The sequence below is a fragment of the Pelagibacterium halotolerans B2 genome, from assembly GCF_000230555.1.
GTDB lineage: Bacteria > Pseudomonadota > Alphaproteobacteria > Rhizobiales > Devosiaceae > Pelagibacterium > Pelagibacterium halotolerans.
Genome location: NC_016078.1, coordinates 372,336 through 395,256, shown reverse-complemented (window position 1 = coordinate 395,256; position 22,921 = coordinate 372,336). Strand labels below are relative to the sequence as shown.

Sequence of the window (22,921 nt, the reverse complement as noted above, 5' to 3'; positions counted from 1 at the left end):
GTTTTACTTGAAACGGTAGGTGATGCGGCCCTTGGTCAGATCGTAGGGCGTCATCTCCACGAGAACCTTGTCGCCGGCCAGAACGCGGATACGGTTCTTGCGCATGCGTCCGGCTGTATGGGCGATGATCTCGTGTTCGTTCTCGAGCTTTACGCGAAATGTCGCGTTGGGAAGCAATTCGGTGACAACGCCCGGAAATTCGAGCACTTCTTCCTTTGCCATTCTTTCTCCTGATATTGCCCCAAGACGGATCGCGAGCGCGGGCCGAGGCCTTCCTAAGGCCCACACTCGACTGTAGGGCGCGATTTGGCGCGCAAACTAAACGCAAACGCGGATAATTGAAAGTCCCTGAATCAGGCGCCTTTCTCGGCGCTTGCCAGCATGGGTTCGAGCGTGGTGCGCAGCTTGAGGTCCATCGTATCGCGCAGTTCACGATAGGCGCCCAAAACCAGTTCTCGACTGCCCTCCATCTCCGAAGGATCAGGCATGGACCAATGCTCCATGATCGCCGCTTCGAGCCCGCGCTCGGCTACGGCGTCGTTGGCGTCGTCGGCCAAGGTGACGATAATGTCGAAATTGGACGCGACCAGTTCGTCCATTGTATGCGGGGTGTGAACCGACATGTCGATCCCGACCTCTTCCATGACCTGATGGACGAAATGATCGACCTTGCCTGAGCGCACACCTGCCGAACGGGCGACGAGGCGCCCCGGGAAATGCTTGCGGGCCAAGGCAGCGGCTATCGGTGAGCGCACAGAGTTCATGGAACAGACAAACAGGATGGTCGGCAATTGACTTTCCTGTTCGGTTACCCGTGCCGCATAGGGCTGGACGGCACAGATCAGGGTGAAGAGCCGGCGGGCAGTTTCGAGATCCATCACCAGCTTGTTGTTCAGCCGCTCGATCAAGAGTTCGGCGGCCTGGTTGTGAAGACCCCGCCGGCCCATATCGACGGCCTCGATCTGAAACGTCGACGCAGAGCGAATCGCTTCATAATAGCTTTCGCGGATGCGGAAATAGTCGCGGATCAGGCTCCTGAAGGGCGTAAGCGATAGATAGTGAGCGGCAATCGGACTGAACGTTTCAGGATGCCGGACGTCCAGCACTATGTGGTTGTGAATGATCGACAGGTGCAGAGCGTAAGGTCCCTTGGCGCTTACGCGCGCGGGATAAAAGCGGTTGGTGTCGACAAGGTCGTAAATCGCAACGCGCCATTCATGGACTTCGTCGGGATCGACCGAGGTGATCGTCGTGGGATCGAGCGTAACCGTAACGATCCTGTCGGTGTCGGGATCGAAAGGGCGCCTTTCCATCAGCGATTTAGCCTTATCGACACCGACTTTCCGTGGGCTTCGAGCCCTTCGGTTTCCGCCAGTGTTACAGTCGCGTCGGCGAGCTCGGCCAGAGCCTGGGGCGTGCAGCCCAGGATCGAGGTGCGTTTGACGAAATCGAGAACACCGAGCCCCGAGGCAAATCGGGCGGAACGCGCCGTCGGAAGGACGTGATTGGAGCCGCCAACGTAATCTCCAATCGATTCGGGCGTGTGGTGCCCGACGAAAATCGCGCCGGCATTGCGAATTTTGTCGATCCACGAGTGCGGGTCGTCGAGCGCGAGTTCGACATGCTCCGAAGCGATGCGATTGGCCAGAGACATGGCTTCATCAAGGCTACCGACCGTGATGATCGCGCCGAATTCTTCCCAACCCCGGCGGGCGTTGTCGGGTGCACGAAGGGTCGCCAATTGCCGGTCGACTTCGGCAAGAACGGCCTTCGCCAGCGCTTCGTCTGTGGTCAGCAGGATCGACTGAGCCCCTGCCCCGTGCTCGGCTTGTGCCAGGAGATCGGCAGCAAGCCAGGCCGGATTGGCCGACCCATCGGCAATGATGAGCACTTCGGAGGGGCCGGCGATCATATCGATGCCCACAGTGCCAAAGACCTGGCGCTTGGCAGCCGCCACATAGGCGTTGCCCGGCCCGGTGATCTTGGCGACGGGTGCGATCGTCTCGGTGCCGAAGGCCAGTGCCGCAATCGCCTGTGCACCGCCGACGCGATAGATTTCGGTGACGCCGGCGATTTTCGCGGCGGCGAGAATGGCGGGATTGACCACGCCATTCGGCGTCGGCACCACCATGGCCAATCGCTCTACCCCTGCCACCTTGGCCGGAATGGCGTTCATGAGCACCGAGGACGGATAGGATGCCAGCCCGCCCGGAACGTAGAGCCCGGCAGCCTCGACCGGTGTCCATCGGCTTCCCAGCGTAACGCCGATATCGTCGGTGTAGATGTGGTCGAGGGGCTTTTGCTTTTCGTGATGGGAGGCGATGCGTTTGTGCGCCAATGTCAGCGCGTCGCGAATTTGCGGCGAAACCGCCCGATAGGCCGTTTCGATCTCTTCGGATGAGAACCGCATGGTTTGGGGAGTCAGGTCCAGCCCGTCGAACTTCCGGGTCAGATCGATCAGCGCGGCATCGCCTCGGGCCCGCACGTCGGCAATGATCGCGGCGACCGTTTCACTCACCTCGACCGAGGCTTCGCGCTTGGAGCCCAGAAGCGTCTCGAAGGCCTGCGCAAAGCCCGGTTCAGCGCTTGAAAGAAGTGCAGTCATGGTTGGCTGATCGCGCCCCGGTCAGTCGACGTCGTGCTTGGGCTGGGCTTTGGCCGCCCAAACCCCACCGAGATCGCGAAGACGCGCTTCGAGACATTCAGCGTCGAGGCGTACCCTGCCACCGCCGGCAAAGGTAAGCAAGACCTGCCCCGCGGGGACGTCGGTCGGCTCAAACGTCACGGCGAGCAATTCGAGAACGCCATCCTTGGAATTGAGATCGAACCCTTCGGCATGCGCGGCGGTCACGTGATCGAAATGCAATCCGGCCCGCTTGCGCTGCCCGCGCTTATCTCCTGCTTCCCAGGCATAGCGATTCATGAGCAGCACGAAGCGCCGGTCATTTCTGGAATAGCCCATATCGCCCACGCGCACGACGGCGTCTTGAACGTGAGCGGAAACGATCTCGAGGTCTTCGCTGTCGAGCGCCAGAAGCTTGAGGTCGGTCATGGTGGCCTTGGATAGAGGATCGGTGGAGGTCATGGCCAACATCTGGGCATTTCCGGCCCGAAGTGCAAGCCTATTATGACCGCTTGCTTAACCGGCAATCCGCTCAATCTCTGCTCCGCAACGCGAAAGCTTGTTTTCGAGGCGCTCGAAACCGCGATCGAGATGATAGATGCGGTTGACCACGGTTTCGCCCCGCGCCGCCAAGCCGGCAATGACCAGGGAGACCGATGCACGCAAATCGGTCGCCATCACCTGGGCGCCTTTGAGTTCGGGCACCCCGGTCACCGTCGCGGTCTGTCCATCGACGTGGATGTTGGCGCCAAAGCGCGCCAGTTCGGCCACGTGCATGAAGCGGTTCTCGAAAATCGTTTCCTTGATCGCCGATACCCCGCTCGAGCGGGCCATAAGCGCCATGAACTGGGCCTGCAGATCGGTCGGAAATCCGGGAAACGGATCGGTTTCGACATCGACGGGCATGATGCCGTTTCCATTGCGCTTGATGCGCAGGCCGCCCTCTTCGGTGGTAACGTCCACCCCGGTGCGGACCAGCACGTCGAGCGCCGACTGCAGCAGCTCGGGCCTTGCATTGCGCAGGAACACTTCGCCGCCCGTCATCGCCGCCGCAAACGCATAGGTGCCCGTCTCGATACGGTCCGGGACCACCTCGTGGATCGCCCCATCGAGCTTTTCCACACCTTCGATGACCAGCCGCCCGGTGCCGATGCCGGAAATCTTCGCGCCCATGGCGACAAGGCATTCGGCCAGATTGGTGACTTCAGGTTCGAGCGCGGCATTTTCGATTGTCGTGGTTCCCTCGGCCAGGGTCGCCGCCATCATCACCACATGGGTGGCACCTACGGAAACTTTTGGAAACCTGACGCTTGCGCCCTTGAGCCTGCCACCCGGAGCCCGGGCCAGTACATAGCCTGCGTCGATTTCGATCTCGGCGCCGAGCTGGCGCAAGCCGTCGAGGTAGAAATCCACCGGACGCGTACCGATGGCGCAACCGCCTGGCAAGGAGACCTTGGCATGCCCTTCGCGAGCCAGCAGCGGGCCGATGACCCAGAAACTGGCACGCATTGTCGAAACCAGTTCATAGGGCGCTGTCGTATCGACAATGTCGGATGCGGTGAAGGTGATCCGCTGTCCACCCATTTCGGTATCGCCACGACGGCGGCCATGCACCGCGATATCGACGCCGTGATTTTCGAGGATGCGTTCAAGTTGCTTGACGTCGGCAAGGCGCGGCACATTGACAAGCACCAATGGTTCTTCGGTCAGAAGCGAAGCGATCATCAGGGGCAGCGCAGCGTTCTTGGCGCCCGAGATATGGATTTCGCCATTGAGCTGATTGCCACCCACGATGCGGATGCGGTCCATATGGCACTCCTTGGACAGGGAATTTTCGCGAATCGGCCCAGGAAGGCGACGCGGAGGTTGAGGATGTTGGTAGCGCAGCGCCGGACAGGCTGCAAGAAACGGCGACGTCAGGTCTCTTTTTTGCCGGTTGGTTCAGGTTTTGAGGCGCCCGCCCCCCCTTGTTGTTCCGATCGATCGGCCGGCGCCGTTCGTGCCTTGGCCTGTGCTTTGCGGCGGCGCAGATTTTCCCGCAGCTTTGCGGCCAATCTTTGGTCGCGATCCGGATTGGACATGGACTGGCCCCTGGCGGATATCGTTGGTGTTCTAGTGGCAGTTTTTTGCCCTTGCGTCCACAGATGGCCTGTGGCAGTAGAGGCCCGCATCCGGATGGCCACCGCCACCGGCACCGGCGCTGCTGTAGCTCAGTGGTAGAGCACTCCCTTGGTAAGGGAGAGGCCGACAGTTCAATCCTGTCCAGCAGCACCATTCCTTTCCCGATCGCTATCGGCATGGCCGCTTGAAGCAACGTTGACGCGTTCCCGCGCGTTGTCGGGAAAAGGAGAGTTTGCATGAACAAGTTCAGCGTTGCTTTCGCCGCCCTGTTGATGGCTTCGCCCGCCGTTGCACGTACAGGTCGTGGTGCCTGTGGCCGCCGAAGTCACAGTGGTTCCCGGCGAGCTAGAGGCGCCACCCCCTGGAGCGGACGATCTGGAAGATCCGGTGCCCGACAATCCATATTACGACGACAGATCGACAGCCGCGGCGGTCATTGAATCGCTCCACAACGCCATCAGCCGCTCGGAATATCTACGTGCCTGGTCCTATTTCGAACATGAGGACGGCATGGATCAGCAGGCTGATTTCGAGGCCTTTGCCGCAGGGTATGAAAGTACGGAGTCCGTTCAATTGATCGTTGGGCCCGAAGTGTCAGAAGGGGCGGCCGGGACGATTTATTATACTATTCCTGCGGCGATCGAAGCCACGATGACCGATGGTACAACCGAGCGTTTTGCGGGATGCTACACCCTCCGGCTCGCTCAACCAGGGGTTCAGGCAACCCCACCTTTCAAGCCCATGGCGATAACCGAGGGCGAGCTCAGTCCTGCCCAAGGCGCACTGGAATCTATCCTACCCGGCAGTTGTGAACCTCAGTAATCGGCTTGCTCGGGAAGATACTGCGACAGTTGAGCAACAAAGTTCGGCCCACGCATGCGCCATGGCGAGAGGGATATTGAGGCGGGCCGCGATTTACAGTTGAGTGGCCCCAATGTTGTGGTCAGGATTTTGGTGATGCGCGTTCCGGTTGCCATGGTGATTGGTGTTTTGGGGTCGGCTTTCGCCAGCCCTGCGCTGTCACAGGGGTTCTCCAACATAGAGGCGATCAATCGGTGCGACGCTTATATCGAGAGCGCGATCCGGCCTGAAATCAGCGATAGCTTCAAGGAGCGCTTCAAGATCACCTGCTATTTCGGCCTGATCGACCCGCTGATTCATGAAGATCATGAAGGAGTGTGCAAGCGCACATCCAGCGCATTTTCCGGTCCGGCCGGCGAATTGGCCGAACTCATGTGCCGGGGTGCCTATCAAAGCTACCTCGATGAGAACGGTCCTGCGCAATAGGCGCTACGGAACCGGGAGCCGATCCTGATCGTTTGAGTCTCCACACCCCAGTATGGAGAACCGCTATGGCTGATTTCAGCTTGACCAATGGTCTTGAAAAGCCCGTCAAATCCCAAATCCGCGAATTGCGGCGCCAGCTCGACTCTATTTCCAAGAGCCTTGCCGAGCATGGGCTGGATTTCGACGATCTTGCCGATGAGGCCGGCGACTTCATCCATGGCGCGCGCAAGAATGCCCGGCGCGCAACCAAGCAGGCGCGAAAGGATATCGATGTCCTCTCGCGTGCTGCGCACAAAGCACCGGCCAGCGCCGGCGCCGTTCTTGTCGTGGCGGCGGCGGTAGGATTCGGGCTGGGCTATCTCCTGCACATCGCACAGGATCACCGCTGAGGCCTATTTGTCCCGGCGCAGCGCCTCGCTCAATGCTGCGCCGAGGGCGCCTTGTGATGGTGACGAGGGTTGAGCGTTTTTTTTCGGTCGTGGCGCATTGCGCTCCGGCCGACGTGACTCGGCATTGCGGTCGGGGGCCGCATCGCGGCGCATGGAGAGGCTGATCCGCTTTCGCTTTGCGTCGACTTCGAGCACTTTGACCTTTACCACATCGCCAGCCTTGACGACCTCGTGAGCATCCTTGATGAAGCGGTCGGCGAGTTGGGATACGTGGACGAGGCCGTCCTGATGCACGCCGATATCAACAAAGGCGCCGAAGGCGGCAACGTTGGTCACTGTCCCTTCGAGCATCATGCCCGGTCTGAGATCGGATATTTCTTCGATGCCCTCGGCAAAAGTCGCTGTCTTGAATTCGGGGCGCGGGTCACGGCCGGGTTTTTCGAGTTCGGCAAGAATATCGCGCACGGTGGGCAGCCCGAATGTGTCGTCGACAAAGCTGTGTGGATCGAGTTTTTTGAGCACTGTACTGTCGCCCATCAATTGGCGGATATCACGACCACAAGCCGCAACGATCTTTCGGGCTACACCATAGGCTTCCGGGTGGACCGAAGACGCATCGAGCGGTTCGGACCCATCGCGAATGCGCAAAAACCCTGCTGCCTGCTCGAAGGCCTTGGGGCCGAGGCGAGCGACCGACAGCAATTGCTTGCGCGCTGAAAACGCTCCGTTGGCATCGCGATGGGCAACGATGGCTTCAGCAAGGGATGAGCCGAGCCCGGACACTCGTGCCAACAGTGGCGCCGATGCGGTGTTAAGGTCGACGCCCACTGCATTCACCGCATCTTCCACCACGGCATCCAGCGCCCTGGCGAGCCGGTATTGATCGACATCGTGCTGATATTGACCCACGCCGATCGATTTGGGTTCGATCTTGACCAGTTCGGCCAATGGATCCTGCAGGCGGCGGGCAATGGAGACGGCGCCGCGCAGCGAGACGTCGAGCCCGGGCAGCTCATTCGAGGCCGTCTCTGAGGCCGAATAGACCGAGGCGCCCGCTTCGCTGACCACAACTTTCATGGGCTTGGGCGCCGGGATCATCGACAGCATGTCTGTGACCAGCCGCTCCGTCTCTCGGCTGGCGGTGCCGTTGCCGATGGCGATCAGGTCGACCTTGTGCCGGGCAATCAGGGCCATGAGTGCGGCGAAGCTGCCCTGCACATCGTTGCGGGGCTGGAACGGATAGATGGTCGCGGTATCGAGGACCTTGCCGGTGGCATCGACCACGGCCACCTTGACCCCGGTGCGAATACCGGGATCCAGCCCCATGGTGGCACGATTACCCGCGGGTGCGGCCAACAGAAGGTCCTTGAGATTTCGCGCAAAAACCGAGATGGCCTCGTCCTCGGCTCGTTCGCGCAAACGCCCCATCAGGTCGACCGACAGGTGCAACCAGAGTTTGACCCGCCAGCTCCAGCGCGCAACATCCATCAGCCACTGATCGACCGGTCCGCCATCGGCGCGGATGCCGAAATGGGCGGCAACCATGGTTTCAGCCGGCCTGTATTTTCCTTCGGTATCCGCATCGAGTTCGAGATCGACGGCCAGCACTTCTTCGTTGCGCCCGCGCAGCATGGCCAGGGCCCTGTGACTGGGGACTTTGGACCAGGCTTCGGCGTGATCGAAATAGTCGGAAAATTTGGCGCCCTGCTCTTGCTTTCCATCGATGACCCTGGCCCGCAGCACGGCCTTGCGTTCCATATAATCGCGTAGCCGGCCTATCAGCTCGGCATTCTCGGCAAAGCGTTCGGCGAGAATATCGCGGGCGCCTTCGAGTGCCGTTCTGGCATCGGGCACATCGTCCGAGAGGTATTTTTCGGCCTCGACCGGCGGGGCGAGCGTACGGTCTTCGAACAGAGCATCAGCCAGCGGCTCCAGGCCGCGCTCGCGCGCTATCTCCGCCTTGGTGCGCCGTTTGGGCTTGTAGGGAAGGTAGATATCCTCAAGCTCGGATTTGGTCATGACCCGGGCAATCTGGGCTGCCAGCTCGCTGGTGAGTTTGCCCTGTGAATCGACGGACTGAAGGATCGCCGCCCGGCGCGCTTCCAGCTCACGCAGATAACCGAGCCGCGTTTCCAGCGTGCGCAACTGCGCATCATCGAGCCCGCCGGTGACTTCCTTGCGGTAACGCGCAACAAAGGGAACGGTGGCGCCGCTATCAAGCAGGTCAACGGCCGCCCTCACCTGTTCGGGGCGGGCTGCAATTTCGGTTGCGATAAGTCCGGCGATGGCTTTTGCGATGTCGGTCATGGGAATCCGGGACTGGTCAATCGGTGGCCGGACATTAGGCGGCGATTGTGGCGGGCGCAAAGCTTCAATCGTCCCGTCCACAGGCTGAGCTGCGACGGCCACGACCGATTTTGTGACCGCCGGGCAACACCGCTGCACGTGCGGCTGTCCATCACTGCTCCGTGACCGGTGAGCGCCTTTTTCGCGCCACTATTGATGCGGTAACCCATTGGCCATGACGCGCTACCTGCCCATTTTGATGCTCGCCTTCGGGCTCTTGCTGGTTTCGGCCTCGTTCGCCTCGGCGCGAGCGCCCGAGACGTTGCCGGCTGACGTGGACTCCTTTTGTCTCGAGGCGTCCGCCAAGGTTGCTTTCGGGAGCGAAGCGCCCGAAAAGCTCGGCCGTTGCTGGAAGCAGATGGGCTTGGGCATCCTGGTCCCAGGTTGTCAGGTTCACGCTCATCTCGCTCGCGTCGAACAGCCGCCAAAACCCGATACACAGGCATGCTGGCCCACCCCCAGGGATATTGTTGTGGATGACGGACCTCCTCCGTTGCTCGATATTCCACCGCCCCGCGCCTGAGATCCTACCACGTTCCGCTCTGATTTGACTGGCGAGCGCCTCGCGCCGCCAAACCGTGAGATTTTGACATGTCCGAACTGACCCTGACGCGGCGCGGCTTCATGGCCGGCGCTTCAAGCCTTATGGCATTGACCGCCGCCGGCTGTGCAACGACCACCCGGCCCACAACACAAATCCAGCTTCCTCCGCCGATCTCGCCCGAGGTCGTAACAATGTATGCCGCGCGGCCCCAGGAACAATTTCCCGTTCCTGCCGTCGATTTGCGTTATCTCGACCAGAAATATTACCGCCAGCGTGTTCCATACCCGACCACCGAAAAGGTCGGGACGGTTATTGTCGATACGCCGAATTTCTATCTCTATCACGTCGAAGACGGCGGCACCGCCATGCGCTATGGTGCAGGCCTGGGCCGGGCCGGATTTGAATGGTCGGGCCGCGGGCACATTGCCTATTCGCGCGAATGGCCGATCTGGACACCGCCATCGGAAATGGTGGATCGCCAACCGGAACTCGAAAAATGGCGCAATGGCCAGCCGCCGGGACTCGACAATCCGCTGGGCGCACGCGCGCTCTATATCCATGAGGGCAATCGCGACACGATCTACCGCATCCATGGCACCGGCGAGACCTGGACCATCGGGCAGGCCGTGTCCTCAGGATGCGTGCGGCTGCTGCATCAGGACGTCATCCATCTCGCCGACGCTGTGCGGTTCGGCTCGACGATCGTCGTTCTTTAGAGCTTGATCATACGAAAAAGGGCGCCCCTGAGAAACGGAGCGCCCTTTCTTATTTGAAGTGCCGTTACGGTTAGTTGCGGATGGGCACGATGCGAATTTCGACACGGCGGTTCTGCGCGCGGCCGGCTTCGGTCGAGTTGTCGGCGATGGGATTGGCCATGCCGCGGCCTTCGACAAAGAAGCGGCGCGGGTCGACCCCGAACTGGGCGAGCGTGCGCTGCACCGAAGTTGCGCGCTGCTGGGAGAGGGTCAGATTGTAGCTCGCCGATCCGGTAGAGTCGGTATAGCCGATGATATCAACCAGGGTCTGGTTGTATTCCTGGAGCACGAGGGCCACCGAGCGCAGCGTGTTCTGGAAGGCGGGCTGGATATCGGACTGGTTGACGCCGAATGTAATGTTGGATGGCATGTTGAGGATGATGTTGTCACCCACACGCGTCACCGAAACGCCCGTGCCCTGAAGCTGGGCGCGAAGCTGAGCTTCCTGCTGGTCCATATAATTGCCGATGGCACCGCCGGCCAGAGCGCCAACGCCGGCGCCGATCAGCGCGCCGACCCGGGCGTCGCCCATCGCCGAACCGATCAGCGCACCACCGATGGCGCCGCCGCCGGCACCCACCAGGGCACCGCCTGCGGTGTTGGAAAGCTGGGATTCACCAGTATAGGGATTGGTGGAACAACCGGCGAGCAAAAGCGCTGCTACGGCTGTAAGGGCAACTGCCTGTTTTTTCATGGTAAGCTCACCGCTTTGTGATTGTCGCCGCGATCATTGCTGGCCAATTGCGGCAGGAACGTGATTGTGGCCGGTTTCCAAATGTCGTGGTTTTACCCTGATTTGGGCGTTTTGTCAGTTCGATGATTGCAGGGAATTTGTCATCCGTCAGCGGGAACTCGCGTCATTGGGTCGCGCCATACGGGATCGTCACCCCGTCACAATTAGGGCTATAGTGCAGCGATCCTGTCCAATCGGCGTATATTGTACGGTGGTAGCGGTGTGATTCGCCAATGACATCCTGCCCGACGATTTGATAAAGATCATGTTGCCCTCCGTTCCGGCAGGGCATGAAAGAGAAGACGCGCCGTATCAAGGCGCGCCGGATTGTACGTATAAGAGCGCCGCCGCACCAGGTCCGGTGACGCCAGTGGAGTAGGCCTCATGGACTATCGCGGCATCTTCGAAGATGCGATCGACGCACTTCGGGTTGAAAAACGCTATCGCGTCTTTGCCGACATCGAACGCATTGCCGGGCATTTCCCCCGCGCCGTCTTCCGCGACAGCGCAGACAATGCCCGCGAAATCACCATCTGGTGTTCCAATGACTATCTCGGAATGGGCCAGCACCCCGCGGTGATCGGCGCAATGCAGGAAACAGCCGGCAAGCTCGGCGCCGGCGCCGGCGGCACGCGCAACATCTCGGGCACGAACCGGCCACTGGTCGAGCTCGAGCGCTCGCTCGCCGATCTGCACCGCAAGGAAGCCGCGCTGGTTTTCACCTCGGGATTCGTCTCCAACGAGGCGACGATTTCAACCGTCGCGCGGCTGATCCCCGACTGCCTGATCCTGTCCGATCAACTCAATCATGCCTCGATGATTCAGGGTGTGCGGCAATCGGGCATGGAAAAGAAGATTTTCCGACACAATGATCTGGACCATCTGCGCGACCTGCTCGCCACAGCCGGCAAGCAGCGCCCCAAGCTGATCGTTTTCGAATCCGTATATTCCATGGATGGCGATATCGCGCCCATCGAAGCGATTGCCGATCTGGCCGAAGAGTTCAACGCCATGACCTATATCGACGAGGTTCATGCGGTTGGCATGTATGGCCCGCGCGGCGGCGGCATCTGCGAGCGCGAGGACCTGATGGATCGTATCGATATTATCGAAGGAACGCTCGCCAAGGGGTTCGGCGTCATGGGCGGGTACATCACCGCCAACAAGGCTATTGTCGACGCGGTCCGCTCCTACGCACCCGAATTCATCTTCACCACTGCCCTGCCGCCGGCGCTTTGCGCGGCTGCCCGTACCTCGATCGAGCATCTCAAGGTCTCGAATGTCGAACGCGAGGGTCAGCAGCGCCAGGCCGGTCGGGTAAAGCGCGTCCTGGCCGAAGCCGGGTTGCCCGTCCTGCCGACCGACACACATATCGTCCCACTGATCGTTGGTGACGCGCGCCTGTGCAAGGCGGCCAGCGACATGCTGATGGACCGGCACAATATCTATATCCAGCCCATCAACTATCCCACTGTCCCCAAGGGGACCGAAAGGCTTCGCATCACGCCAACGCCCTATCACACCGACGACATGATCGCCGAACTCTGCGATGCGCTGATCTCGGTGTGGCAGGCGCTGGAATTGCAGCGCGATTTCGACATGTCCAAGCTGATGGAAAACAAGCTCGTGGCGGGTGACCTGACGCTGCCGACAGTTGGCGGATAGGTATAGCCGACGCTTGTGGGCACTGGTCCGCGAACGCTATTTCGAGACGGACGGGGCGTGTTCAGGCACGCCCCGTTTTTTGTTGCTAACGCGGATTGAAACCGAAATTGGTCGGACCCAGAGGACGCCGGATGGATTGCGAACCCATCAGTTAATATCGAAGCCCAGATTGGTCGGGCGGGGCGGAAACGGGCCATCTTGCGATATGGGGACATCGTCGTCGACGGTTTCAAAGTGGAAATTTCGCGCCCAGACAGCTCCTTTTTCGTGCAGCAGGCAGCCGAAATGGATGCTGGCCGCAGTGTAGGGCACGTCGAGCACTATGCTACGCTCGGTCCAATCTGCATCTCCTTTCAGGGCACCATCACCGGAGCGCTTCATCATGTTATCAAACCGGAGATGACGCCCGCCACCGCCCGGATCGATGCGCATCCATATTGCCCCCGAACCGGCATTGCGTGATTTCAATTCGGCAGTGAACCGCAGCCGTTTGCTTCGGTAGGCTCGTGCAGAAATGGATTGCATTAACGTCGCGAATGTATTGCCGGGGATTCTGACACCAGCGCGTGCTTCGATCCTCACCACACCGGGAACATCTGGGTCGACGCCAAGCCGAAAAAAATTCTCCGAATCCACAGACCCGGGAAACCACCCCTCGGGTATGAAGAGATCTTTATCCGTTCGCGGTGGCTCCATGCGCGCCGCAAGCACATTCCAGTCGGCATAGCCCAATTGGCGTGCCACGAGTTCAAGGCATTGGCCATGAGAAAGCTCGTGGCCGTGTTCGGCCAAAGCGCTGCGCAGCAATTTGGCCATGGTTTTGGGTGCTGGGAAATCCAACATGATCCGATCCTTGCTGGGGCACGATCATTTGTCAGCGCTCGCATTACCGACAGCTTGCCCACCAAGGTCAAACCACGGGTTCTATTGCGTACATTCACCAACCCTTTGAGGGTGCGAGCGGCAGGCTGCACGAGCCTATCAAAATCTGGCACCAGTGGCTTGGCGTTGTCAACCGTTCAGACAGCGGGCTGAACGGTGCTGTCGAAATCGGTCGGTGATTTGCAAAAACCAGACGACGCACCATTTCTCACGAAAATCGCACTTTATGTTCGCCTTTGACCTACCGTCTTCCCCAGACCGGCGCACCGGATTCGGCGCGCCATCGCTGGGCGATAATGGACCCAATTTGAACTCTAGCTCGTCAAGACGATCCGGATCAGGTCAGCGGTATTGCGAGCGCCGAGCTTTTCCATGACCCGTGCTCGATGCACCTCGATTGTACGTGGAGAAATCCCCAGTTCGCGGCCTGCCTCCTTGTTGGATTGTCCGTTGGTGACCAGTTGCAGGACCTCGCGCTCACGCGGCGTCAGTTGCGCAAAACCCCGAATTTCGACCTCGCGCTGGCCGTCGTGGGAGGGCTTGACATGAACGTCCCGCCTTAAGGTTTCCCGCACGGCGCGTACGAACCGCTCGGAATCCACCGGCTTAACAAAGACGTCGCTCGCTCCCGAGCGCATGGCCTCGACAGTTCCATCGACAAGCGGGCGATCCGCCAGCATGAACACCGGAATGCCGGACCGCATATCCTTGATGCGCCTTAGCGCGGGCAGCATATCCTCACCTTCGAGATCGAAATTGAGGATTACCACATCGGGCCGCCGCTGGCCGAAGCGGGCGATGAAATCGTCGCTGTTGCGCGAAATGGCCGTCTGGAACCCTTCGAGCCGAAACAGCACATCAAGCCCGTCGCATGTAGGCTGATCGCTGTCGACGATGTGGACCAATCGGTCGCGATTGAGAAATGGCCGATAGGAAATTTCCGAATTCATTGCTTTCTCCAGTTCTTTCGGGATGCGTCGTGCAGAACCGGCACGGCGAGCCCCCTCTCCGATTGAGCGTCAAAGGCAAATCCCACCGGCCTAAGCCGGCGCCCCGCTTTTAAGTCCGCCGCCCGAATTCCGGCATGCAGCACCCTGCTGCTTCCGGGCGTGCGCCCGGGAACAGTTGCACATCGCTGGCGATGCCTTGCGTTCAGATCGGCCTGGCGATTCCTAAGATGAATCGCGCACGAAGTTTGCTATAGGGAGCGGTTTCTGCCGTTCGGACTCTTCCCTATCACTGACTACGTAGAAATAGGACTATAATCTTATCTCTGTTCGCGCAATAGGATAAAATACGTAGATTGAGGGCTCGGCATTAACTTAAGCTAAGAAAAGGCTCGCTTCAGCGAGCGAGCCTTTTGTCCGCATTTGCTCAAGGTCTTGGCTGGGCATCTAACCCTTGGCTTTGAGAATGTCCCGAATTTCGGCAAGCAGAACTTCTTCACGCGGAGGGGGTGCGGGTTCGGCAGGGGCCTCCTCGACCTTTTCACGCCGCAACATGTTGATGCCCTTGACCAGCATGAAGAGCGCAAAGGCGACGATGGTGAATTTCACCACAGCATTGATGAACAAGCCGATATTGAGGGTCGCCACACCTGCAGCCTGCGCGGCCGTCAGTGAGGGCACTGCAACGCCCTGGGGATTGGAGAGCACCACGAACAGATTGGAAAAATCCACCCCGCCCAGCACCAGACCGATGACAGGCATGAATATGTCGTCGACCAACGAAGACACGATCGTGCCGAAGGCCCCACCGATGACTATACCCACGGCCATATCGACCATGTTGCCCTTGACGGCAAATTCCTTGAATTCTTTGACGAATGACATCGCTATGTCTCCTGTCTTTGCCTCCGCTCCCTCGCGGCCCCGAAAAGCTAGCCTCGATTCCCGGCCGCTGTCCATTGGGATGACTTGACATTTCCGCCTCGGGAGGGCCACGACAAGATCGAGAGGCGGGGTTAGGAGCACCGCAATGTCCGACAGCGCGATTCCAGAACAGCTTGCATTCGAGGCCGGTTTGACCGGTGCCATCGACCACCTGCCCTATGGTCTGGCCGTATTCGATTCCGACCTTGTTCTGGCAACCGCAAACACCCAGTATCGTGTCGGCATGGGACTACCGCAGTCGCTGGCGCTTCCGGGAACACCGCTCGATGACATATTGTTGTTCATGGCGCGTCGGGGTGACCTTGGCCCGGGGACCCCACAGGTGGTCGCCGATCAGCGGCGCCGCCTGATAACGGCCGAACCCACGACGCTGACCCAGCGCACCAATATTTCGGGCCATCAGTTGGAAATTCACACAGCCCGACTGCCCGGTGGCGGGTTGCTCATTTCATTCTCCGACGTAACCGATCGGGCGCGCGCGGAAACAGCGCTCGAGCAGGTCAATCACACGCTTGAAGAACGGGTCAACGACCGCACGCGAGCCCTGACCCTTCTCAATGCCGAACTCGAAAAGGCTCGCGCCAAGGCCGATGCGGCCAATCACGAGAAAACGCGGTTTCTCGCCGCCGCCAGCCACGATCTTCTGCAGCCGCTCAATGCAGCACGACTTTACACCTCGACGCTTTTCGAGCGCACCCGTGGCACGGCCATGGCCGAGCTGGCATCATCGATCGATGCGTCGCTCAACGCGGTCGAGGACATCATGTCGACCCTTCTCGACATATCGCGCATGGATTCGGGAGCACTCAAGGTCACGCGGACCAACATCGATATTCTCGATCTCCTCAAAAAGATCGAGATCGAATTCCAGCCGCTGGCAAGCGAGAAAAGTATCGAACTTCGCGTTGTCGGCGCCTCCTTCACTGTGCGCTCGGATCGCATGTTGCTGGCTCGGGTCATTCAAAACCTGGTGTCGAACGCCATCAAATACACACGTCCCGGTGGCCGTGTGCTTGTTGGGTGCCGCCGACGCGGCGACAGCGTCCGTCTCGATGTAATCGATACGGGCATCGGCATCGACCGGCACCAACACCAGATGATCTTCACCGAATTTTCACGGCTGGAACAGGGTGCGCGCATCGCGCCCGGATTGGGATTGGGCCTTTCCATCGTCCAGCGCATTCTCGCCGCCCTCGATCACCCCATGGAGATCGACAGCACAGTGGGCAAAGGCTCACGGTTTTCCATTTCGGTCCCGCTCGTCGCCATGGCACCACGTCTGGCAGAACCGGTCGATGCGGTTCCGGCGCGGACAGACACTCAACTGGAAGGGCTGCATGTCCTGTGTGTGGACAATGAGCGCTCGATCCTCGACGCGATGTCGGGCCTGCTGGAAAATTGGGGATGTGACGTCCGCACGGCGACGTCTCTGAAAGAGATCGCGCAACTGGGCATGCTCGAAGGCTGGGTGCCTGATCTGGTTCTTATGGACTACCATCTCGACCAGACCTCAGGGCTCGACGCAATCGAATGGCTCAAGCAGATCGTGGGTGGCCATTTGCCCACGGTGCTGGTAACTGCCGATCAGACGCCCGCGGTCAGGCAATTGGCCGAAACGCGCGGTACGCCCGTCCTCAACAAGCCGGTCAAACCCGCCGCCCTGCGCGCCCTGCTCTCGCAAATGAGCAAGCAGCTTTAGCGCCCGCCAGCGAGCCCGGACAAAAGCGATTCGAGAACATTTTCCCACTCGGTGCGGCTTGCCCCCGCTTCAATCGCCAACGCTGCCCTGTCAAAGGCCGACGATATGACCTGAGTGAGCGGGCCGAGCGGCAGAGGCGGCATGACGCCGGCTGCAATAGCCATGCCCAATCCGTCATGAAGTGTACGGGCGCTGTGACGCATATCGATGGCCCCGGCCTCTGCATGCCCAAGCACAGCCGGCGCATCGAGCAGTAGCAGGCGGGTGCGGCCGGGCATGGCCATGGCATCGAGATAGGCGCGCCCTCCAGCCAGCAGGGCCTCCACCGGATCGGTGCCCTGCGGTGAGGATTGTTCGATCTCAACCGCTACCGCTGCGGATTCGGCATCTACCACGGCGGCGAACAATGCCTGCTTGTCTGCAAAATGGTGGTAGAGCGCGCCCCGCGTCACCCCGGCTTTACCTACAATTTCCGGTGTGCCGATTTCGCCATATGGCCGCTCGACAAAAAGCACCCTGCCCGCCGCAATGAGCGCGGCCCGGGTGGCCTCCGACCGGTCCCTGTTCGAACGGCGTTGTGTTCCTTCTTGCATACATACTGCCTGCATGTTAATTGACATTCACATACAGACAGTATGTTTATTTAAACTGAAAGGAAAGCCCTATGCGTCCGACCAGCTTCTATCCCGTCGTCATGACAGAGAACGTGCCCTCATCCGCAGCCTTTTACATCGAAAATTTCGATTTCCGCGCCCTGTTCGACAGCGATTGGTACGTCCACCTGCAGTCAAACGCCAATCCGGCAATCAACTTCGCGCTGCTTGATAAGTCGCACGATACGATTCCGGAAGCCCATCGCGGCCGGACCGGCGGCTTGCTGCTCAGTTTTGAAGTCGAAGATGTCGATGCGCAGTATGAGCGCCTGAACGCAGCGGGTGCCACCGTCGTTCTCGATCTCCGCGACGAAGATTTCGGACAACGCCATTTTATCGTCACCGACCCCAATGGCGTCATGATCGATATCATAAAGCCGATTCCGCCCAGCGCCGAGTTTGCGGCTCAATATGCTCAAGAGGCGCTGCCCCAATAGCCGAGCCGTTCAACGCCATGGACAAGGGTGGAGCCGCATCGTTTGGTTGGAGGCGGCTCAGGCCTGTTGATCCTCGACGAGTTGGGCAAACTGGCCCTGCTCGATCTTGGCGGCGGCAATCACCGCCTGGGTGCGGCTATCAACGTTGAGTTTTTGCAAGATGGCCGAGACGTGTGCCTTCACGGTGGCTTCCGATATGGAAAGCTCGTAGGCGATCTGCTTGTTCATCAGTCCGTCCGAAAGCATCATGAGGACACGGATCTGCTGTGGGGTGAGCGTTGCGAGCCTTCCCAGCACTTCAGTCTGCTCGTCGTGCCCATCGAGCGAAACGCCGTCGGGCACCCACAGGCCACCGGCCAATATGGTGTCAATGGACTCCCGAATACGGGCGGCGGTTTCGGACTTGGACAAGAACCCCGATGCGCCCAGATCAAAGCACCGGCGGATGACGGCCGTGTCTTCAACAGCCGAAACGATCATCACCGGGACTTCAGGAAACTGCGCGCGCAAAAGCAGGAGGCCCGAAAAACCCCGCACGCCGGGCATGTTGAGGTCGAGCAGCACAAGGTCGCAATCACGATTTGCCTCAAGGGCTGCACTTAGCCCTTCGATATCCCCAGCCTCCTCAAACACCATGCCGCCATCCCGGCCTTCGAGCGTCTGACGCAGTGCGGCCCGGAAGAGGGGATGGTCGTCAACGATGATGATGCGGTGGTTCATTGGGGCGCGGGACCTCGCCGGGGCAGGAACGGGGATTGGAATCTTTCTAGACCCCAAGAGTAAACACAATGGAGATAATGCGAAGATCGGGCCACGAATCAAGCGTTTGTGGGTTTTTGGCGTCAATTGAACGCTTCAGACAAGTCTCCGGCCGGTTTTCAAGCTTGGAAGATATGCCTCCGCGCGCGCTCATATGATGTCGCCCCGCCCATCGGGGTCCTGGGGTTCAGCCAGCATGCCCTCGATGATCTGTTCGACCCGCGCCAGTTCCGCCAGCGACTTTTCGATCGCTGAACGCCGTTGCTGAAGCAGATGGCGCTGGTGGTGAACCTTGTCGAGAGCGCGGCGCAGGTGATCGTATGAGCCATCGCGCAGATCGTAGGTGTCGAGATATTCTTGAATCTCGCGCAGCGTGAGGCCCACTTGCTTGCCATCAAGGATGATGCGCAGCCGCAGACGGTCGCGATTGGTATAGAGACGCTTGTTGCCCACCCGGCGGGGGCGCAACATGCCCTTGTCTTCGTAAAAGCGCAGGGTCCGATGCGTTATCGAGAATGCGTCGGCGAGCTCGGCAATCGTATAGATTGCAGGTCCCTCGCTCTGGCGCGTCGCGCGGTCCTTGCGGGTTGATCCACTCATTTTACTGTCTTGCTACTGACTTGTCGCTGATCTGTACGGAGATCGGAGAAACATCATCACGAACAGCGACCGGGCGCAATCCATGCTCAAAAATACCAATCGGATCAATGCGAAATGCAAGCAGGGTTAACCCGATATTTACCATAAACCGCGGAAAGTCAGCCTGGGCGATTCCATCGCCGGAAGCGGTGCGGTCGACGCACTGTCGGGAGCCTGTCGGGAAGCACTATGGCGCGAACGAATCCACATCATGACTGGGATGAGCCGCAAACCGCCGTTCGCCGGTCCAATGGGGCCGAATGGGAAAGCCTGCGAAACGAGCTGGTTGCCTTGCTCGATCAGGTCGAAGATCAGGTTGCAACAAGCCAGGTCGCGCGCCCCCTGCCCCAAACGCCCACACCATCGCGCGCAACGCCCGACCAGCCCGATCGCCATTCCGAAGCGCTGCGCAGCGTGCGCCAGGCCGTAACACGACTTGCCGATCGGGCACCGGAAGACCGTCCCGTCATGCGCGAAGGCGTGGTGGACGCCATCAACCAGATCCGGGCACGACAGACCGGGGCGCGCCAACCTCAGTCCCAGCCGGCCGCGCCCATGGCGCCGGCATCTGCTCCGCAATCGGAACTTGCCGGCTTTGCCAGGTCGCTCGATGCCATTGGAGAAAAGATCTCGGGATTTGAAGATCGGATCGGACAACGGCTTGAGTCGCTGGGCGAGAAGTCGAACATTGCAGCACAGATAGACCAACTGAGCGAAGTCATAGAGCTTCTGGCCGGAGCCGTGGGAGAAACGGGCCAGATCAAGCGTATCGAGGCGCAAATCGGCAATCTTGCCGAAATGATCGCCACCGATCGCCAGTCCGGCCAGGATGCCACGTCCCGCCGCATTGAAGACCTGACGGCGACCATCGAAAAGCTCGTCACCCATCAGCTTCAGGCGAGCGAACACGGCGCCCAGCAGGCGGCACTGGCTGACGATCGCCAGGTGCAGGCGATGGCGACGATCGAGCAGAGCGTGCGTTCCATATACGACCGCATCGATTCCCTTGAAGCGAGCCAGTCTCAACCATCAGCCGATATCGAACGGCTCAGCCGAGACATGGCAGCGCTGACCGAGGCGGTCAGCAAGCCAGCCGAGCCAGCCAGTCTCCTCGCCAAAATCGATGCCCTGAGCGCGCGCATCTCGACCATCGAAGCCCCCTCGCGCGACGAAGCGGCCATGCTTGCCGAAAGCGTCTCTGTGCTGCGCGATGTGATTGCGCAGACCATCGAGCCACGCTTTGCGGACATCGAAAAGCGCATGGACACAATGACCGCACCGGTGGCGGCGCCAGCAACAGATGCCATCGAGTCTCAACTGCGCCAGATCGCAAAGAGGGTCGATGAGACCAGCCAGCAGCTCAAGATGCTGGCCAGCATCGAAGCCACCGAGACACCCGCCAGCCCCGATCTCGAGGCCCTCGCGGAATTGATCGCGGCAAAGGCCCAGGGTTTGTCGGCACCTGGTACTACAGCCGCCGATGCCGACGGCATCGAAAAGGCCGACCTCGCCGCGCTTGAAGAGCGCCTTGCAGCCCTTTTTGCGCAAACCAGCGACAGCAGTTCGGCGGGAAGTGACCTTTCGGGTGTGCGCAATTCCATAGCGCAGGTCGACAATCGCATTGCCCGCCTCGAAGCCATGCTTAACAGCAAACCGGCCGATATCGCCGTCGCGGATCCAGCGCCCGCCGAGGCGACAGCAACGCCTTCTTCAAACCCACGCCGCAAGCGCGAAGACGCCATGCCGGTCGACCCGGCAACTGGTGCGGCGCGCCGCGTCCTGGGTCAGGGTGCGGTCGAAGTCGACGATGTCCCGACCGAAATTGAAGATGCTGGCGAACCGGAGCCCGCCTTTGCCATCGACCCGGCCGCGATTGATCGGCCGGCTAAGCCAAAGTCGAGCCTGGCGGAACGCGACGGTCCTTTCGAACCTCGGCGCCCCGCCGTTCGGCCCGTCAGCCGGCGCTCGATCAGGAGGAAGAACCGAAATCGCTGATCGGCCGCGCCCTTGCCCGGTTCCAGCGCGACGAGAGTGAGGCCGCCGAGCCGCGTCCGGTCGAAGAGCCGCGGGTCGATACACGCTCCGAGCCCGTTGCCGCCTTGCCTGACGAGGATATCGCAACAGACGAAGCAGCCGATAGCGCTCCGGGCTTTTTTGCCCGCAACCGGCGGTCTCTGCTGCTCGGCACCGCTCTTGTTGCTGTAATCGCTCTGGCCACGCCGCTGGTCATGGGCCGCATCATGCCGTCTCGTCCTGCTCAGGCGAGTGCCGAAAGCGCGCAGATCGTCGAACCGGAAGCAACGGCGGAGGAACCCGAGCCTGCCGCCGAAGTGAGTGCGACCCAGGCGGACACCACGACCGCCGAGCCCGATCTGGCCTCGATGCGAGCAGCGGCACAAGCTCAGGCAACGGCCGATGCCGAAACCACGCCCGAAAATGACCTCATGTCCAACGTTCGCGTCATCGAGCAGCAACCTCGCCTGAGCGCTGCAACCGTGAATTCCGATGCATTGACGGCGATCCCGACCGTCGACCCGGTGACCACCGCCGCAGTCGGACCAGCCAACAACTACGCAGAGAATACCGGCAGCGCCGATCTGCCCCCGATTACCGCGCCCGCGTCTATCGAACCTGCTGCCCTGCGCGCCGCTGCCGATGCGGGCGACCGCTTCGCCCAGTTCGAGGTCGGTGCCATCCTCACCGAGGGTACGATCGTCGAACAGGATTTCACCCAGGCTGCCGCCTGGTATGAACGCTCGGCCGCCCAGGGGTTTGCCCCCGCCCAATATCGGCTTGGCAGCCTCTATGAAGGTGGGCGCGGTGTCGATAGCGATCTCGATATGGCACGCCTCTGGTATCAGCGCGCCGCGGAGGCCGGCAACCGCATGTCAATGCACAACCTTGCTTCGCTCTATGCGGGTGGGGAACTCGAGGATCAGGATTTTGCCGCAGCGGCGCATTGGTTCGAAGAGGCTGCGGGGCGGGGACTGACCGACAGCCAGTTCAATCTGGGCATGCTTTATGCGCGCGGACTTGGTGTAGAGCAGGATTTCGAACAATCCTATATCTGGTTTTCGTTGGCAGCACGCTCTGGCGACAAGGACGCGGCCAACTCGCGCGACGATGTGGCCCGCTCGCTGGACGCTGACGCTATTCAGAGGCTGGACGACACAATCGCCGCATGGGCGCCGGTCGAAATCGACATTGCCGCCAATTTTGCGCCAATCGGCACCTGGGACGATGAGTTCGATCCTGGCCCCGCCATCACCAATCCCGACGTGGTTTTGCGCGTGCAGATGCTCTTGGGCAAGCTGGGATATGATGTCGGCGCACCAGACGGCATTTCCGGTCCCAAGACACGGGAAGCCGTTGCGGCGTTCGAGCGTGCCACTGGCATGAACGAAAGCGGCGCCGTCAATCCCCGCCTTCTGGCCGTTCTGGGCAGCCAGCCGGTCTAGGGTTTATTAAGCCGGCGTCGTTACACTATCGCCACAGGG

23 protein-coding genes and 1 tRNA gene are annotated in these 22,921 nt (G+C 60.4%); 10 read left to right on the top strand and 14 right to left on the bottom strand.

The annotated features are described in order from the left end of the window. Positions 1–3: 3 nt before the first annotated feature. From infA to KKY_RS20635, 6 genes are all read right to left on the bottom strand, one after another. A complete protein-coding gene (gene infA, locus KKY_RS01940; RefSeq protein WP_004435948.1) occupies positions 4–222 on the bottom strand; it encodes a translation initiation factor IF-1 in 219 nt (72 codons plus the stop codon). A 131-nt stretch (positions 223–353) separates the two neighbouring features. Beyond that, complete coding sequence (locus tag KKY_RS20980) at positions 354–1,313, bottom strand: UPF0262 family protein (protein ID WP_014129595.1); 960 nt, start codon at positions 1,311–1,313, stop codon at positions 354–356. Further along, complete coding sequence (hisD, locus tag KKY_RS01930) at positions 1,313–2,605, bottom strand: histidinol dehydrogenase (protein ID WP_014129594.1); 1,293 nt, start codon at positions 2,603–2,605, stop codon at positions 1,313–1,315. The genes KKY_RS20980 and hisD overlap by 1 nt, the downstream gene beginning before the upstream one ends. 21 nt (positions 2,606–2,626) lie before the next feature. After that, entirely contained in the window at positions 2,627–3,094 is a 468-nt protein-coding gene (locus tag KKY_RS01925) for a DUF2948 family protein (RefSeq protein WP_014129593.1), read from the bottom strand. Positions 3,095–3,139: 45 nt separating this feature from the next. After that, the gene (murA, locus tag KKY_RS01920; protein WP_014129592.1) at positions 3,140–4,432 is read right to left on the bottom strand and encodes a UDP-N-acetylglucosamine 1-carboxyvinyltransferase; all 1,293 of its coding nucleotides are present in this window, start codon (positions 4,430–4,432) and stop codon (positions 3,140–3,142) included. Positions 4,433–4,539: 107 nt separating this feature from the next. Further along, positions 4,540–4,704 carry a hypothetical protein gene (locus tag KKY_RS20635; RefSeq protein WP_169315031.1) on the bottom strand — a complete coding sequence of 55 codons (165 nt, stop codon included), beginning with the start codon at positions 4,702–4,704 and terminating at the stop codon, positions 4,540–4,542. Between the two features lie 118 nt (positions 4,705–4,822). Here KKY_RS20635 and KKY_RS01915 point away from each other — a divergent pair. From KKY_RS01915 to KKY_RS01900, 4 genes are all read left to right on the top strand, one after another. Continuing rightward, positions 4,823–4,897 (top strand) — tRNA-Thr (locus KKY_RS01915). Positions 4,898–5,056: 159 nt separating this feature from the next. Beyond that, entirely contained in the window at positions 5,057–5,566 is a 510-nt protein-coding gene (locus KKY_RS01910) for a hypothetical protein (protein WP_014129590.1), read from the top strand. Positions 5,567–5,701: 135 nt separating this feature from the next. Next, on the top strand, positions 5,702–6,031 hold the full coding sequence (locus KKY_RS01905; RefSeq protein ID WP_014129589.1) for a hypothetical protein: 330 nt from the start codon (positions 5,702–5,704) through the stop codon (positions 6,029–6,031). A gap of 65 nt (positions 6,032–6,096) precedes the next feature. Then, positions 6,097–6,420: a hypothetical protein gene (locus KKY_RS01900; protein ID WP_014129588.1), complete on the top strand. Its 324-nt coding sequence runs from the start codon at positions 6,097–6,099 to the stop codon at positions 6,418–6,420. Positions 6,421–6,423: 3 nt separating this feature from the next. On the opposite strand, the gene KKY_RS01895 is transcribed toward KKY_RS01900, so the two are convergent. Further along, positions 6,424–8,727: a Tex family protein gene (locus KKY_RS01895; protein ID WP_014129587.1), complete on the bottom strand. Its 2,304-nt coding sequence runs from the start codon at positions 8,725–8,727 to the stop codon at positions 6,424–6,426. A 630-nt stretch (positions 8,728–9,357) separates the two neighbouring features. On the opposite strand from KKY_RS01895, the gene KKY_RS01885 reads away from it, so the two are divergent. Then, entirely contained in the window at positions 9,358–10,026 is a 669-nt protein-coding gene (locus tag KKY_RS01885) for a L,D-transpeptidase (RefSeq protein WP_014129585.1), read from the top strand. A 70-nt stretch (positions 10,027–10,096) separates the two neighbouring features. Here the strand turns inward: KKY_RS01885 and KKY_RS01880 are convergent, their stop codons facing one another. Next, positions 10,097–10,759 carry a YiaD family glycine zipper/OmpA-like lipoprotein gene (locus tag KKY_RS01880; RefSeq protein ID WP_014129584.1) on the bottom strand — a complete coding sequence of 221 codons (663 nt, stop codon included), beginning with the start codon at positions 10,757–10,759 and terminating at the stop codon, positions 10,097–10,099. A gap of 423 nt (positions 10,760–11,182) precedes the next feature. Here KKY_RS01880 and hemA point away from each other — a divergent pair, with 423 nt between their 5' ends. Continuing rightward, positions 11,183–12,463, top strand: a complete 1,281-nt coding sequence (hemA, locus tag KKY_RS01875) for a 5-aminolevulinate synthase (protein ID WP_014129583.1) — start codon at positions 11,183–11,185, stop codon at positions 12,461–12,463. Positions 12,464–12,610: 147 nt separating this feature from the next. On the opposite strand, the gene KKY_RS19355 is transcribed toward hemA, so the two are convergent. From KKY_RS19355 to mscL, 3 genes are all read right to left on the bottom strand, one after another. Next, positions 12,611–13,306: a glyoxalase superfamily protein gene (locus KKY_RS19355; protein WP_139304949.1), complete on the bottom strand. Its 696-nt coding sequence runs from the start codon at positions 13,304–13,306 to the stop codon at positions 12,611–12,613. 353 nt (positions 13,307–13,659) lie between these two features. Beyond that, positions 13,660–14,295, bottom strand: coding sequence for a response regulator transcription factor (locus KKY_RS01865; RefSeq protein ID WP_014129581.1), 636 nt, complete (start codon positions 14,293–14,295; stop codon positions 13,660–13,662). A 444-nt stretch (positions 14,296–14,739) separates the two neighbouring features. Next, positions 14,740–15,177, bottom strand: a complete 438-nt coding sequence (mscL, locus tag KKY_RS01860; protein WP_014129580.1) for a large conductance mechanosensitive channel protein MscL — start codon at positions 15,175–15,177, stop codon at positions 14,740–14,742. A gap of 145 nt (positions 15,178–15,322) precedes the next feature. On the opposite strand from mscL, the gene KKY_RS01855 reads away from it, so the two are divergent. After that, the gene (locus tag KKY_RS01855; RefSeq protein WP_014129579.1) at positions 15,323–16,936 is read left to right on the top strand and encodes an ATP-binding response regulator; all 1,614 of its coding nucleotides are present in this window, start codon (positions 15,323–15,325) and stop codon (positions 16,934–16,936) included. Here the strand turns inward: KKY_RS01855 and KKY_RS01850 are convergent. Beyond that, positions 16,933–17,529 (bottom strand): TetR/AcrR family transcriptional regulator, encoded by a 597-nt coding sequence (locus tag KKY_RS01850; protein WP_014129578.1) that lies wholly within the window; start codon positions 17,527–17,529, stop codon positions 16,933–16,935. The two genes, KKY_RS01855 and KKY_RS01850, sit on opposite strands and share 4 nt — an antisense overlap. 71 nt (positions 17,530–17,600) lie before the next feature. Here KKY_RS01850 and KKY_RS01845 point away from each other — a divergent pair, with 71 nt between their 5' ends. Next, complete coding sequence (locus KKY_RS01845) at positions 17,601–18,026, top strand: VOC family protein (RefSeq protein WP_014129577.1); 426 nt, start codon at positions 17,601–17,603, stop codon at positions 18,024–18,026. A 57-nt stretch (positions 18,027–18,083) separates the two neighbouring features. Here the strand turns inward: KKY_RS01845 and KKY_RS01840 are convergent, their stop codons facing one another. Both KKY_RS01840 and KKY_RS01835 read right to left on the bottom strand, forming a co-directional pair. Further along, positions 18,084–18,746 carry a response regulator transcription factor gene (locus KKY_RS01840; protein WP_014129576.1) on the bottom strand — a complete coding sequence of 221 codons (663 nt, stop codon included), beginning with the start codon at positions 18,744–18,746 and terminating at the stop codon, positions 18,084–18,086. Between the two features lie 189 nt (positions 18,747–18,935). Continuing rightward, positions 18,936–19,385 (bottom strand): MerR family transcriptional regulator, encoded by a 450-nt coding sequence (locus KKY_RS01835; RefSeq protein WP_014129575.1) that lies wholly within the window; start codon positions 19,383–19,385, stop codon positions 18,936–18,938. Between the two features lie 228 nt (positions 19,386–19,613). Here KKY_RS01835 and KKY_RS01830 point away from each other — a divergent pair, with 228 nt between their 5' ends. Continuing rightward, positions 19,614–21,419, top strand: coding sequence for a hypothetical protein (locus tag KKY_RS01830; RefSeq protein WP_014129574.1), 1,806 nt, complete (start codon positions 19,614–19,616; stop codon positions 21,417–21,419). A gap of 104 nt (positions 21,420–21,523) precedes the next feature. Continuing rightward, complete coding sequence (locus tag KKY_RS01825) at positions 21,524–22,882, top strand: SEL1-like repeat protein (protein WP_014129573.1); 1,359 nt, start codon at positions 21,524–21,526, stop codon at positions 22,880–22,882. Positions 22,883–22,921 lie beyond the last annotated feature (39 nt).

Excerpts from the sequence above, each read along its gene's own strand:
- KKY_RS01900 (WP_014129588.1), top strand. The coding sequence starts at position 6,097 with ATGGCTGATTTCAGCTTGACCAATGGTCTTGAAAAGCCCGTCAAATCC.
- hisD (WP_014129594.1), bottom strand. The coding sequence starts at position 2,605 with ATGACTGCACTTCTTTCAAGCGCTGAACCGGGCTTTGCGCAGGCCTTC.
- KKY_RS01895 (WP_014129587.1), bottom strand. The coding sequence starts at position 8,727 with ATGACCGACATCGCAAAAGCCATCGCCGGACTTATCGCAACCGAAATT.
- KKY_RS01865 (WP_014129581.1), bottom strand. The coding sequence starts at position 14,295 with ATGAATTCGGAAATTTCCTATCGGCCATTTCTCAATCGCGACCGATTG.
- KKY_RS01850 (WP_014129578.1), bottom strand. The coding sequence starts at position 17,529 with ATGCAAGAAGGAACACAACGCCGTTCGAACAGGGACCGGTCGGAGGCC.
- KKY_RS01905 (WP_014129589.1), top strand. The coding sequence starts at position 5,702 with ATGCGCGTTCCGGTTGCCATGGTGATTGGTGTTTTGGGGTCGGCTTTC.
- KKY_RS01855 (WP_014129579.1), top strand. The coding sequence starts at position 15,323 with ATGTCCGACAGCGCGATTCCAGAACAGCTTGCATTCGAGGCCGGTTTG.
- KKY_RS20980 (WP_014129595.1), bottom strand. The coding sequence starts at position 1,313 with ATGGAAAGGCGCCCTTTCGATCCCGACACCGACAGGATCGTTACGGTT.
- KKY_RS19355 (WP_139304949.1), bottom strand. The coding sequence starts at position 13,306 with ATGTTGGATTTCCCAGCACCCAAAACCATGGCCAAATTGCTGCGCAGC.
- KKY_RS01835 (WP_014129575.1), bottom strand. The coding sequence starts at position 19,385 with ATGAGTGGATCAACCCGCAAGGACCGCGCGACGCGCCAGAGCGAGGGA.
- KKY_RS01925 (WP_014129593.1), bottom strand. The coding sequence starts at position 3,094 with ATGTTGGCCATGACCTCCACCGATCCTCTATCCAAGGCCACCATGACC.
- KKY_RS01885 (WP_014129585.1), top strand. The coding sequence starts at position 9,358 with ATGTCCGAACTGACCCTGACGCGGCGCGGCTTCATGGCCGGCGCTTCA.
- mscL (WP_014129580.1), bottom strand. The coding sequence starts at position 15,177 with ATGTCATTCGTCAAAGAATTCAAGGAATTTGCCGTCAAGGGCAACATG.
- KKY_RS01840 (WP_014129576.1), bottom strand. The coding sequence starts at position 18,746 with ATGAACCACCGCATCATCATCGTTGACGACCATCCCCTCTTCCGGGCC.
- murA (WP_014129592.1), bottom strand. The coding sequence starts at position 4,432 with ATGGACCGCATCCGCATCGTGGGTGGCAATCAGCTCAATGGCGAAATC.
- KKY_RS01830 (WP_014129574.1), top strand. The coding sequence starts at position 19,614 with ATGGCGCGAACGAATCCACATCATGACTGGGATGAGCCGCAAACCGCC.
- hemA (WP_014129583.1), top strand. The coding sequence starts at position 11,183 with ATGGACTATCGCGGCATCTTCGAAGATGCGATCGACGCACTTCGGGTT.
- KKY_RS01880 (WP_014129584.1), bottom strand. The coding sequence starts at position 10,759 with ATGAAAAAACAGGCAGTTGCCCTTACAGCCGTAGCAGCGCTTTTGCTC.
- infA (WP_004435948.1), bottom strand. The coding sequence starts at position 222 with ATGGCAAAGGAAGAAGTGCTCGAATTTCCGGGCGTTGTCACCGAATTG.
- KKY_RS01845 (WP_014129577.1), top strand. The coding sequence starts at position 17,601 with ATGCGTCCGACCAGCTTCTATCCCGTCGTCATGACAGAGAACGTGCCC.
- KKY_RS20635 (WP_169315031.1), bottom strand. The coding sequence starts at position 4,704 with ATGTCCAATCCGGATCGCGACCAAAGATTGGCCGCAAAGCTGCGGGAA.